Source organism: Streptomyces lunalinharesii (genome assembly GCF_039532155.1).
Classification (GTDB): Bacteria; Actinomycetota; Actinomycetes; order Streptomycetales; family Streptomycetaceae; genus Streptomyces; species Streptomyces lunalinharesii.
In genome coordinates, this window is the sequence record NZ_BAAARK010000008.1 from 102380 (window position 1) to 114181 (window position 11802).

The window sequence follows — 11802 nt, forward strand, 5'->3', positions numbered from 1 at the left end:
CGGCCGGTGCCGGGGTCAGTCCTGCTGCGGGTGGTGGGCCGGGATCGGGGGGAGCTCACCGGTGGTCTCGTAGCGGGAGAGCATCTCGATGCGGCGGGTGTGCCGCTCCTCGCCGGAGTACGGGGTGGCCAGGAAGACCTCGACGAAGCGGGTGGCCTCGTCCTGGGTGTGCATGCGGCCGCCGACCGAGACGACGTTGGCGTTGTTGTGCTCGCGGCCGAGCTTGGCGGTCTCCTCGCTCCACGCCAGCGCGGCACGGACGCCCTTGACCTTGTTGGCGGCGATCTGCTCGCCGTTGCCGGAGCCGCCGATCACGATGCCCAGGGCCTCCGAGTCGGCGGCGGTCTTCTCCGCGGCGCGCAGGCAGAACGGGGGGTAGTCGTCCTGGGCGTCGTAGACGTGGGGACCGCAGTCGACGGGCTCGTGGCCGTGGGCCTTGAGCCAGTCGACGAGGTGGTTCTTGAGGTCGTAGCCGGCATGGTCGGAACCGATGTACACGCGCATGGCATGAGTGTGGCATGCCGTTCGCGGGGTAGACGCCATCGGGGCAGCGGCCCGTCTCCCCGCCGCGGCCTGCGTCTTCGGGCAACTCACCAGTAACGACAACGATCGGGATTCAGCCTCTTCCAAACGATCGTTAACAACGTTCTAATGCCTGGGTTCGACACCGAGAACCATCGAAGGACGGTGCACATGGGCGCGCACCCGCCTACCTCCCACGCGGTCCCTGCCGCCGGTGAACCCGGCAACGGCTCCGCGAACCGGCCGCCCGAAGGGCTCCAGGCCGGCCTCAAGAACCGCCATCTGTCCATGATCGCCATTGGCGGGGTCATCGGCGCCGGCCTGTTCGTCGGATCCGGGGCCGGCATCAAAGCCGCCGGCCCGGGGATCCTCCTCTCGTACGCGCTGACCGGTCTGCTGGTCGTGCTGGTGATGCGGATGCTGGGCGAGATGGCCGCGGCGTCCCCCACGTCGGGTTCGTTCTCCGCGTACGCGGACCGGGCCCTGGGCCGCTGGGCCGGCTTCACCATCGGCTGGCTGTACTGGTTCTTCTGGTCGGTGGTGCTGGCGGTCGAGGCGACCGCGGCGGCGGCGATCCTGACCGGGTGGATACCGGCGGTGCCGCAGTGGGCCTGGGCGCTGCTGGTGATGATCGTGTTGACCGGCACCAACCTGGTGTCGGTGGGGTCCTTCGGCGAGTTCGAGTTCTGGTTCGCCGGGATCAAGGTCGTGGCGATCGTGATCTTCATCGTGGTCGGCGCGCTGGCGATCTTCGGACTGCCGCCGGGGCACCACGCGGTGGGCACCGAGAACCTCTTCGGACACGGCGGGTTCCTGCCGAAGGGGCCGGGGGCGATCCTCTCCGGCATGCTGCTGGTGGTCTTCTCCTTCATGGGCAGCGAGATCGTCACGCTGGCGGCGAGCGAGTCGCCGAACCCGGTGGCGGCCGTCCGCAAGGCCGTGAACAGCGTGATCTGGCGGATCGCGCTCTTCTACATCGGGTCGATCGCGGTGATCGTGACGCTGCTGCCGTGGGACGACCCGGAGGTGACGAAGAGCCCGTACGTGGCGGTGCTGAAGTCGCTGCACATCCCGGGCGTGGACGTGGTGATGGACGTGGTGGTGCTGACCGCGGTGCTGTCCTGCCTGAACTCCGGGCTCTACACGGCGTCCCGGATGGCGTTCTCGCTCGGTGAGCGCGGCGACGCGCCGAAGGCGTTCGCGACCGTCAACAAGGGCGGCGTGCCGGCGGTGGCGATCTGGGCGTCGGTGGCGTTCGGGTTCGTCGCGACGATCTTCAGCTACACCTCGAAGGACACCATCTTCCAGTTCCTGCTGAACTCCTCGGGCGCGGTGGCGCTCTTCGTCTGGCTGGTCATCTGCGTCTCGCAGCTGCGGATGCGCCGGATCATCGAGCGGGAGATGCCGGAGCGGCTGACGGTGCGGATGTGGCTGTACCCGTGGCTGACGTACGCCACCATCGCGCTGATCGTCTTCGTCGTGGGCTACATGTTCTACGACAAGGACGGCCGGGAGCAGATGGTGCTGTCGGTGGTGGCGGCCGTGGTGGTGCTGGCGGCCGGGCTGGTGCTCCAGAAGCGGCGCCCGCGCGCGGCGGTGGAGCCGGCCGCGGCGGCGGAAGCACCGGAGCAGGCGTAACGACGCACCGACGCCGGCGGGCCCGCACCCAAGAGGGGTGCGGGCCCGCCGGCGTCGATGGGGCCGGTCAGCCGCGGCGTCCGGCCAGGGCGCAGGCGGTGGGCACCGCGCCCATCGCCAGGGCGATCTTGACGGCGTCGCCGATCAGGAACGGCACCATGCCGACGGCGACGGCCCGGCCGAAGGGCATGCCGGTGCTCAGCGCGAGGTAGGGGACGCCGATCGCGTAGATCACGGCGTTGCCGGCGACCATCGTGGCGGCGGTGCGGAGCACCCCGCGGTCGCCGCCGCGGCGGGCCAGTGCGCCCACCGCGGTGGCGGCGAGCAGCATGCCGAGGACGTAGCCGAAGGTGGCCCCGCCGGCGCCCGAGGCGCCGCCCGCGAACCACGGGACGCCAGCCATGCCGAGCAGCGCGTAGAGCGCCAGCGACAGCAGGCCGCGGCGGGCGCCGAGCGAGGTGCCCACCAGGAGGGGGGCGAAGGTCTGGGCGGTGACCGGGACCGGGGAGCCGGGGACCGGGACCGCGATCTGGGCCGCGATGCCGGTGATCACGGCGCCGCCGGCGACCAGCGCGGCGTCGCGGACGCGGGCACGGGTGGCGGTGGCGGCCGGCAGCAGGTCGGCGAGGACCGCTCCGGGCAGGAGGGTGGGTGCGGCTGTGCTCATCAGGGGACTCCGCGGGTGTGAGGGGACCGTCCGGGGTGGAGCGGTCCGGCGGGACGTGATGACGTTAGTTCAGGGGGGCGGCGGCGATCATCGTGTAGCGGTGACAAAGCCGTACCGGCCCGCTTGGGGAGTTCCGGACAACCGCCAGAATGCCCGAGCCCCTCGGCAGGCGATACGTCTTCGCAGGTCACGTGATGCTCGTCACGGGCGGGGCAGTGGTGCGTGGCCGGTTTTGTGCTAGTCGGCCACGGGCGGGGACACTGGGACGGCTCCGCGGTCACCTGTGGAGTTCCCCCAAACCGGGCGGCGATCCCGCCCCTTGCGCCCCTTGCGAGAGTTACGAGCCGATGCACGACGCACCGCCCCTGGTCGAGAAAGAGCCGCTGTCCGCGGGGCTCAAGCAGCGCCATCTGACGATGCTGGGGCTGGGCGGGGTGATCGGGGCGGGGCTGTTCGTCGGCTCCGGCGCGGGCATCGCGGTGGCCGGCCCGGGGATCGTGCTGTCCTATCTGATCGCCGGGGCGCTGGCGATGCTGATCATGCGGATGCTCGGGGAGATGTCGGCGGCGATGCCGGCCTCCGGGGCGTTCTCGGTGCACGCGGAGCGGGCGCTCGGGCGGTGGGCCGGTTTCAGCGTGGGCTGGCTGTACTGGTTCCTGCTGGTGGTGGTGTTGGCCGTGGAGGCGACCGGCGCGGCGCAGATCGCGCACGGCTGGCTGCCGGCGGTGCCGCAGTGGGGGTGGGTGCTGCTCTTCATGGTCGTGTTCACCGTCGCCAACCTGGCCGCGGTGAAGAACTTCGGCGAGTTCGAGTTCTGGTTCGCCACGCTGAAGGTCACCGCGATCGTGCTGTTCCTGGCCCTGAGCCTGCTGGCGGTCTTCGGGGTGCTGCCGGACACCGAGCCGGTGGGGCTGACCAACCTGACCGGGCACGGCGGGTTCCTGCCGCACGGCTGGTCCGGGGTGGTCTCCGGTGTGCTGGCCGTGGTGTTCGCCTTCGGCGGCCTGGAGGTCGTCACCATCGCGGCGGCCGAGTCGGACGATCCGGCGCGAGCGGTGGGCCGGGCGGTGCGCAGCGCGGTGTGGCGGATCCTCTTCTTCTACGTGGGCTCGATGCTGGTCATCGTCACCGTGCTGCCGTGGTCGTCGATGCAGCCGGGCAAGAGCCCGTACGTGATGGTGCTGGACCGGGTCGGGGTGCCGGGTGCCGGGCAGATCATGAACGTCGTGGTGTTCGTGGCGCTGTTGTCGGCGCTGAACGCCAACCTCTACGGCTCGTCGCGGATGGTGTTCTCGCTGGCCGAGCGCGGGGAGGCGCCGCGCGGGCTGTTGAAGGTGTCCGGGGGCGGGGTGCCGCGGCGGGCGGTGCTGGCGTCGGTGGCGTTCGGCTTCGTCTCGGTGCTGCTCAACCTGAAGTGGCCGGATTCGGTGTTCCTGTACTTGCTCAACGCGGTCGGTGCGGTGCTGCTGTTCGTCTGGGGGCTGATCGCCGTCTCCCAGTTGCGGCTGCGGCCGCGGATCGAACAGGAGGCGCCGGAGCGGCTGGTGCTGCGGATGTGGGCGTTCCCTTATTTGACGTGGGTGGCGCTGGCGGCGATGGGCGCGGTGATCGTGCTGATGCTGACCGACGACACGGCCCGGCCGCAGTTGCTGTGGTCGGCCGGTGCGACGGCCGCGGTGCTGGTGGTGGCGGGGTTGCGGGAGCTGAGGGGCCGTCGGGTGCGGCGCTGAGGGGCGCAGTTCCGGCGACGGGCGACCGCGGGGCGGGCCGGCCCGTTGGGGTGGTTCCGCGCGGGTAGGTCGCCTTTGAGACGTACCTCACATCTCGCCACATTCGACGATGTATCAGACACGCTCGGTCACGATCGCGTCTGAATACCGAACAAACGCTGCACGACTGTTGCCCTGAGCGGACAGGGGCACTCAGACTGAGCCAGCTTTGCCGAGGACCCCGGAGTGAGCCGTCCGCGGCCCCGGGAGAACGCAGTATCGCCCCGCCCGCATCTCACCTACTGGGACAGGTACGACATGAATCGGACACCCCCGTCCGCCGCGTCCGCCGGTGCGCGGAACTCCGCGGCCCCGGGCACCGGCCAGGACGGCGCGCTGTCACACGGCCTCAAACAGCGCCACCTCTCGATGATCGCCCTCGGCGGGGTGATCGGGGCGGGCCTGTTCGTCGGCTCCCGCGAGGGCATCGCGGCGGCCGGCCCGTCGATCGTGCTGGCGTACGCCGTCTCCGGCGCACTGGTCATGTTGGTCATGCGGATGCTCGGGGAGATGTCCGCGGCGCACCCCGCCTCCGGTTCCTTCTCGGTGCACGCGGAGCGCTCCATAGGCTCCTGGGCGGGCTTCACCGTGGGGTGGATGTTCACCGCGCTGCTGTGCGTGGCGGTGGCGGCCGAGGCGCTGGGCGCCGCGGACGTGCTGCACCAGTGGTTCCCGTCCACCGAACCGTGGATGTGGGTCCTGCTCATCATGGTGGTCTTCACCGCGACCAACCTGACCGCGGTCGGCAACTTCGGCGAGTTCGAGTTCTGGTTCGCCGCGCTGAAGGTCGCGGCGATCGCGCTCTTCCTGATCCTGGGCGTGCTGGCCATCTTCGGCCTGCTGCCCGGCACCTCGGCCCCCGGAACCAGCCACCTCACCGGTGACGGCGGCTTCCTGCCCAAGGGCGTCGACGGCCTGATGGTGGGCCTGTTGGCGTCGGTGTTCGCCTACGGCGGCCTGGAGACGGTGACCATCGCGGCCGCCGAGTCCAAGGACCCGGCCCGCGGCGTGGCCCGCGCGGTGCGCACCGCGATGTGGCGGATCGCCCTGTTCTACGTCGGCTCGATGGCGGTCATCGTCACCGTCATCCCCTGGAGCGCGCCGTCGATCGCCAAGAGCGGCCCGTACGTGGCGGTGCTCGACTACCTCAAGATCCCGGCGGCCGGCCAGATCATGAACGTGGTCATCCTGATCGCGCTGCTCTCCGCGGTGAACGCCAACATCTACGGCTCGTCGCGGATGGCGTACTCGCTGATCGCCCGCGGCCAGGGCCCGGCCTTCCTCGGCAAGGTGAGCAGCGGGGTGCCGCGCCGGACGGTGCTGCTGTGCGCCATGTTCGGGTTCTTCGCGGTGCTGCTGAGCTTCTGGTGGCCCACCACCGTCTTCCAGTGGCTGCTGAACATGGTCGGCGCCGCGGTGCTGGTGGTCTGGGGCTTCATCGCCGTCACCCAGCTGCGCACCCGACGGCGGCTGGAGCGCGAGGCGCCCGAGAAGCTCATCGTGAAGATGTGGGCCTTCCCGTACCTGACGTGGGTGGCGCTGGCCGGCGTCGCGGTGGTCCTGGTGCTGATGCTGCGCGACGAAAACCAGCGGATCCAGCTGCTGTTCACCGGCGGCTTCGGCGTGGTGCTGACGGTGATCGGCGTGATCCGGCAGCGGGCGCTCGGCCGGCAGTGACGCCGTAGCCGGGCCTGCCGGCCCAGCCGTTCCCGAGGCGGGGCGGGACCTCCTTCCGAGGTCCCGCCCCGCCTCCGTCTTTGGAACCAGGACACCCGCCATACCCGGCCCGTGATCACTCCTGCTGGTAGCGTGCTCTTGCCCATTGTTTGCAACTACGGCGTTTACGCAGCTTGGAGGCGGGGTCGGCATGGCGACCTACACACTTCCGGAACTCCCCTACGACTACTCGGCGCTGGCCCCGGTCATCAGCCCGGAGATCATCGAGCTGCACCACGACAAGCACCACGCGGCGTACGTGAAGGGCGCCAACGACACCCTTGAGCAGCTCGCCGAGGCGCGCGACAAGGACCAGTGGGGCAACATCAACGGCCTGGAGAAGAACCTCGCGTTCCACCTCTCCGGCCACATCCTGCACAGCATCTACTGGCACAACATGACCGGTGACGGCGGCGGCGAGCCGCTGGACAAGGACGGCGTGGGCGAGCTGGCCGACGCCGTTGCCGAGAGCTTCGGTTCGTTCGCCAAGTTCAAGGCGCAGCTGACCAAGGCGTCGGCGACCACCCAGGGCTCCGGCTGGGGCGTGCTGGCCTACGAGCCGGTGACCGGCCGTCTCATCGTCGAGCAGATCTACGACCACCAGGGCAACGTCGGCCAGGGCTCGGTGCCGATCCTGGTCTTCGACGCCTGGGAGCACGCCTTCTACCTCCAGTACAAGAACCAGAAGGTCGACTTCATCGAGGCCATGTGGAACGTCGTGAACTGGCAGGACGTGGCCAAGCGCTACACGGCCGCCAAGGAGCGCGCGAACAACCTGCTGCTGGCGCCGTGACCCGGTAGCCGGCCGAGAACGTCCTGCCTCGTGATCGTCTTCTCACCCTTCACCTGGCGGACGGAACAGAGCGAAGCCCCGCGAGGACATGACTCGCGGGGCTTCGTGCGTACCGGGCGGGGCCGCGGGGGCCCGGCGCTCAGTCGAAGGACGGCGCCTCGGTGCGGGTCCGCTTGATCTCGAAGAAGCCGGGGGTGGACGCCACCAGCAGCGTGCCGTCCCACAGCTTGGCCGCCTGCTCGCCCTTGGGCGCGGGCGTGACGACCGGGCCGAAGAAGGCGATCTGCTCGCCGTCCGCGCCGGGCACCGCGATCACCGGCGTGCCGACCTCCTGGCCGACCAGGTCGATGCCCGCCTTGTGGGAGGCGCGCAGCTCGGCGTCGTAGACGTCCTTGTCGGCGTAGTCGATCAGGTCGGCGGGCAGGCCGGCGTCGGCGATGCCGGCCGCGAGGGAGTCGCGGGTGACGCCCTCGCCGGCGGTGTGGAAACGGTTGCCGAGCGCGGTGTAGAGGCGGCCGACGACCTCGTCGCCGTAGAGCTGCTGCGCGGCGATCACCACGCGGACCGGGCCCCACGCCTTGCCGCCCGGGCGCATGTTCTCCGCGTACTGGGCGGGGAGTTCGTCGAGTTTGTTCTCGTTCAGCACGGCCAGGCTCATCACGTGCCAGCGCACCTGGACCGGGCGGAGCTGCTCCACCTCAAGCATCCAACGGGAGGTCAGCCACGCCCAGGGGCAGAGCGGGTCGAACCAGAAGTCTGCCGGGGTCTTCGCGGTCTCGGACACGGGATCTCCTCTTGAGGGCGTCAACGACGTTGTTCCGTGGACGCTTCAACCGCCGGCGCGCATGCCATGATTCCCGGTGTTCGATATCCGAGACGAGGGTGAGGGAGGCACGCGGTGCCAGGTGAGAATCTGTCCCGGGAAGAGGCACGTGAGCGGGGCCGGCTGCTGACGGTCGAGGGGTACGACGTGGCGCTGGACGTCCGCTCAGCGGTCGCCCGGGGCGCCGACGCGGCCACGTTCCGCTCCCGCACGACGATCCGGTTCCGCTGCGCCGAGCCCGGCGCCACGAGCTTCGCGGACCTCCTGGCGCCCTCCGTCAGTTCGGTCACCCTCAACGGGCGGGAGCTGGACCCGGCCGCGGTCTTCGACGGCACCCGGATCGCGCTGGCCGACCTGGCCGCCGAGAACACCCTGGTCGTCGACGCGCAGTGCGCCTACAGCCGGACCGGCGAGGGCCTGCACCGCTTCGTCGACCCCGAGGACGGCGAGGTCTACCTCTACACCCAGTACGAGCCCGCCGACGCGCGCCGGGTCTTCGCCAACTTCGAACAGCCCGACCTGAAGGCCCCGTTCACCTTCGAGGTGACCGCGCCCGAGGGGTGGCTGGTCCTCAGCAACGGCGCCCAGGAGGGCCCCGCCGAGGCCGGCCGGCACCGCTTCGCGACGACCAGGCCGATCTCGACGTACATCACCGCCGTGGTCGCCGGCCCGTACCACTACGTCACCGATACCTACCGCCGCACCTTCGAGGACGGCACCGAGCTGACGGTCCCGCTGGGCGCGCTCTGCCGCAAGGGGCTGGCCCGGCACTTCGACGCGGACGACGTCTTCACCGTCACCAAGCAGGGGCTGGACTTCTTCCACGACCACTTCGACTTCCCGTACCCGTTCGGGAAGTACGACCAGGCGTTCGTGCCGGAGTACAACCTCGGCGCGATGGAGAACCCCGGCTGCGTCACCTTCCGCGAGGAGTTCATCTTCCGCGGCAAGGTCACCGAGGCGTCCTACGAGCGCCGCGCCAACGTCATCCTGCACGAGATGGCGCACATGTGGTTCGGCGACCTGGTCACCATGCACTGGTGGGACGACCTGTGGCTGAAGGAGTCCTACGCGGACTTCATGGGCAGCTTCGCGCAGGTCGGCGCGACCCGCTTCACGGACGGCTGGATCACCTTCGCCAACCGCCGCAAGTCCTGGGCGTACCGGGCCGACCAGCTCCCCTCCACCCACCCGATCACCGCCGACATCCGCGACCTGGAGGACGCCAAGCTCAACTTCGACGGCATCACCTACGCCAAGGGCGCCAGCGTCCTCAAGCAGCTGGTGGCGTACGTCGGCCAGGACGCGTTCCTGGAGGGCGCCCGGCGCTACTTCAAGCGGCACGCCTACGGCAACACCCGGCTCGCGGACCTGCTGACGGTGCTGGAGGAGACCTCCGGGCGGGACCTGGCGGCCTGGTCCCGCGCCTGGCTGGAGACGGCCGGCGTCAACTCCCTCACCCCGCAGGTGACCTACGACGCGCAGGACCGGATCACCGAGCTGAGCATCCTCCAGGAGGCCGCAGAGAGCCACCCGGAGCTGCGGCCGCACCGGGTCGCGGTGGGCCTGTACCGCCGCCTCGACGCGGACTCGGCGCTGGTGCGCTACGCCCGCGCCGAGGTGGACGTGGCCGGGCCGCGGACCGCGGTGCCGGAGCTGGCCGGGGTCGAGCGGCCGGAGCTGGTCCTGGTCAACGACGAGGACCTGACGTACTGCAAGACCCGCTTCGACGAGGGGTCGCTGGCCACCCTGCGGGCCCGGCTCGGCGACCTGACGGACCCGTTGGCGCGGGCGCTGTGCTGGGCCGCGGTGTGGGGGCTGACCCGGGACGGGCTGATGCCGGCCCGCGACTTCTTGGACCTGGTGCGGCGGTTCGCCGGGGCGGAGACCGTCATCGGGGTGCTCCAGTCGGTGCTCGGCCAGGCGGAGGCGGCGCTGGAGCACTACGTCGCGCCCGAGTACCGCGAGCGGGCCACCCGCGAACTGGCCGAGAACGCGCTGCGCGAACTGCGGCTGTCCGAACCGGGCAGCGGCCACCAGCTCAGCTGGGCCCGGCACTTCGCCGCGGTGGCCACCACCGCGGCCGACCTCCAGCTGCTCCAGGGGCTGCTGGACGGCACCGCGAAGATCGACGGGCTGGCGGTCGACCAGGAGCTGCGCTGGGCGTTCCTGCTGCCGCTGGCCGCGCACGGGGTCGCCGACGCGGCGGCGATCGACGCCGAACTGGCCCGCGACGCCACCGCGTCCGGCAAGCGGCACCAGGTGCGCTGCCTGGCCGCCCGGCCCGCGGCCGAGGTCAAGGCGGCGGCCTGGGCGGACGTGATCGACTCCGACGCGCTCTCCAACGCCCTGGTCGAGGCGACCATCAGCGGCTTCGCACAGTCCTCGCAGCGGGAGCTGCTGGTGCCGTACGCGCCGCACTACTTCGCGGCGATCGAGCGGATCTGGCGGGAGCGGTCCATCGAGATCGGGATGTCGGTGGTGCGCGGGCTGTTCCCGTCCTGGCAGGTGGACCGGGCCGCGCTGGACGCCGCGGACGCCTGGCTGGCCGAGCACGCCGGGGCCGCGCCGGCCCTGCGCCGACTGGTGCGCGAGGAACAGGACGACCTGGCGCGGGCGCTGCGTGCACAGGCTTGTGACGAGGCGGCCGGACCCAGGCCGTAACCCGCCTCTCGACCAGCCCCAATCGGCCGTCGAACGCCCGTACTTGAGGGCGGTATTGTCCCGCTTGTGCCACAGGCGGGTAACAACGGTTAGGGGGTGGAGGGGGACCGGGAATCTGCCGGGCATGAACCACGACGCCCCGCTCTCCCCGCTCCCCCTCCACCACCTCGCCGACGGCCGCTGCCCGGTGCTGACCACCCATCAACTCCGGTCGCACGGCGTGCCGCCGGCCGAGATCGCCGAGCGCTGCCGGCCGGGCGGGCCCTGGCAGCAGCTGCTGCCCGGCGTGCACCTGCTGCACCAGGGCCCGCCCACCAGCGAGGAGCGGCTGCACGCGGCGCTGTTCTACGCCCACTACCGCGGCCCGTCCGTGCCGAGCCAGCCGCGGACCGCGGAGGCCGCCCGGGACCCGATGATCACCGGGCTGGCGGCGCTCGCCCTGCACGGCTTCGCCGCCGCCGGCCCGCTGCTGGCCCTGGACCGCATCGAGGTGCTGGTGGCGCGCACCCGACGGCTGCGTTCGGTGGGCTTCGCGGAGATCGTCCGGGGCGCGGACCTGCCGGACCCCGAGGACGTCACCGGGGTGCCCACCGCCCCGGTCCCGCGGGCGCTGGCGGACGCGGTGGCCGGCCTCACCGACGGGACCCTGGTGCGCCGGCTGCTGACCGAGGCGGTGCGCGGCGGGCACTGCGAGGCGGCCTCGGTGGTGCGGGAGCTGAGCCGGGCCCGGCTGCTGACCCGGCCGCACGTGGTGGACGCGGTCGACGCGCTGATGGCCGAGGGGCGCGCCCTGGCCGAGCAGCGGCTCTACGCCATGGTGCACGGCTACGGGCTGCCCGACCCGCTGTGGAACGTCGACCTGCGGCTGCCGGGCGGCCCGTACCTGGGCGGGGTGGACGCGTACTGGCCGGAGTACGGGGTGGCCGTGGAGATCGACGCCCGCACCCCGCGCCCGGCCGAGGACGGCACCGCCGGCGCCGACCGGGACGAGCACCGCGAGCACCTGGAGCGCCTGGGCATCACCCTCGTCCGCTGCCGGCCGCGGACCCTGCGGGAGGCCCCGGAGCAGCAGGCCACGGTGGTGCGCACGGCGCTGATGGCGGCGGCGGACCGGGAGCCGACGCGGTACGTGGTGGTCCTGCCGCGCTGACCGCGCCACCACGACAGGTGACGTTGCGCGACCGCCAGGCACGCTCCGTGCGCAACCGTG

General features: G+C 71.4%; 9 protein-coding genes. 6 read left to right on the top strand and 3 right to left on the bottom strand.

Going from position 1 to position 11802, the window contains the following annotated elements; translation table 11 throughout:
• Nucleotides 1-15: 15 nt before the first annotated feature.
• Nucleotides 16-504, bottom strand: coding sequence for a ribose-5-phosphate isomerase (locus ABD385_RS15290; protein ID WP_344575858.1), 489 nt, complete (start codon nucleotides 502-504; stop codon nucleotides 16-18).
• A 189-nt stretch (nucleotides 505-693) separates the two neighbouring features.
• On the opposite strand from ABD385_RS15290, the gene ABD385_RS15295 reads away from it, so the two are divergent.
• Nucleotides 694-2160, top strand: coding sequence for an amino acid permease (locus ABD385_RS15295; protein ID WP_344576135.1), 1467 nt, complete (start codon nucleotides 694-696; stop codon nucleotides 2158-2160).
• Nucleotides 2161-2227: 67 nt separating this feature from the next.
• Here ABD385_RS15295 and ABD385_RS15300 read toward each other — a convergent pair whose 3' ends face one another.
• Entirely contained in the window at nucleotides 2228-2827 is a 600-nt protein-coding gene (locus tag ABD385_RS15300) for a biotin transporter BioY (protein WP_344575859.1), read from the bottom strand.
• A 347-nt stretch (nucleotides 2828-3174) separates the two neighbouring features.
• Here ABD385_RS15300 and ABD385_RS15305 point away from each other — a divergent pair, with 347 nt between their 5' ends.
• The 3 genes from ABD385_RS15305 to ABD385_RS15315 all read left to right on the top strand — a co-directional run bounded on the left by ABD385_RS15305 (nucleotide 3175) and on the right by ABD385_RS15315 (nucleotide 7105).
• Nucleotides 3175-4557, top strand: a complete 1383-nt coding sequence (locus ABD385_RS15305; RefSeq protein ID WP_344575861.1) for an amino acid permease — start codon at nucleotides 3175-3177, stop codon at nucleotides 4555-4557.
• Nucleotides 4558-4854: 297 nt separating this feature from the next.
• Nucleotides 4855-6273, top strand: a complete 1419-nt coding sequence (locus ABD385_RS15310) for an amino acid permease (RefSeq protein ID WP_344575862.1) — start codon at nucleotides 4855-4857, stop codon at nucleotides 6271-6273.
• 190 nt (nucleotides 6274-6463) lie between these two features.
• Nucleotides 6464-7105 (top strand): superoxide dismutase, encoded by a 642-nt coding sequence (locus ABD385_RS15315; protein ID WP_344575863.1) that lies wholly within the window; start codon nucleotides 6464-6466, stop codon nucleotides 7103-7105.
• Nucleotides 7106-7244: 139 nt separating this feature from the next.
• On the opposite strand, the gene ABD385_RS15320 is transcribed toward ABD385_RS15315, so the two are convergent.
• Nucleotides 7245-7889, bottom strand: coding sequence for a mycothiol-dependent nitroreductase Rv2466c family protein (locus ABD385_RS15320; protein ID WP_344575865.1), 645 nt, complete (start codon nucleotides 7887-7889; stop codon nucleotides 7245-7247).
• A gap of 114 nt (nucleotides 7890-8003) precedes the next feature.
• Between ABD385_RS15320 and pepN the strand changes: the two genes are divergently transcribed.
• Both pepN and ABD385_RS15330 read left to right on the top strand, forming a co-directional pair.
• A complete protein-coding gene (pepN, locus tag ABD385_RS15325; protein ID WP_344575867.1) occupies nucleotides 8004-10592 on the top strand; it encodes an aminopeptidase N in 2589 nt (862 codons plus the stop codon).
• Nucleotides 10593-10716: 124 nt separating this feature from the next.
• The gene (locus tag ABD385_RS15330; RefSeq protein ID WP_344575869.1) at nucleotides 10717-11742 is read left to right on the top strand and encodes a hypothetical protein; all 1026 of its coding nucleotides are present in this window, start codon (nucleotides 10717-10719) and stop codon (nucleotides 11740-11742) included.
• Nucleotides 11743-11802: the final 60 nt, after the last annotated feature.

What these genes read in the sequence shown, in the direction of transcription:
- ABD385_RS15330 (WP_344575869.1), top strand. Translation starts at nt 10,717, where the DNA reads ATGAACCACGACGCCCCGCTCTCCCCGCTCCCCCTCCACCACCTCGCC.
- ABD385_RS15300 (WP_344575859.1), bottom strand. Translation starts at nt 2,827, where the DNA reads ATGAGCACAGCCGCACCCACCCTCCTGCCCGGAGCGGTCCTCGCCGAC.
- ABD385_RS15305 (WP_344575861.1), top strand. Translation starts at nt 3,175, where the DNA reads ATGCACGACGCACCGCCCCTGGTCGAGAAAGAGCCGCTGTCCGCGGGG.
- ABD385_RS15290 (WP_344575858.1), bottom strand. Translation starts at nt 504, where the DNA reads ATGCGCGTGTACATCGGTTCCGACCATGCCGGCTACGACCTCAAGAAC.
- ABD385_RS15310 (WP_344575862.1), top strand. Translation starts at nt 4,855, where the DNA reads ATGAATCGGACACCCCCGTCCGCCGCGTCCGCCGGTGCGCGGAACTCC.
- ABD385_RS15295 (WP_344576135.1), top strand. Translation starts at nt 694, where the DNA reads ATGGGCGCGCACCCGCCTACCTCCCACGCGGTCCCTGCCGCCGGTGAA.
- ABD385_RS15315 (WP_344575863.1), top strand. Translation starts at nt 6,464, where the DNA reads ATGGCGACCTACACACTTCCGGAACTCCCCTACGACTACTCGGCGCTG.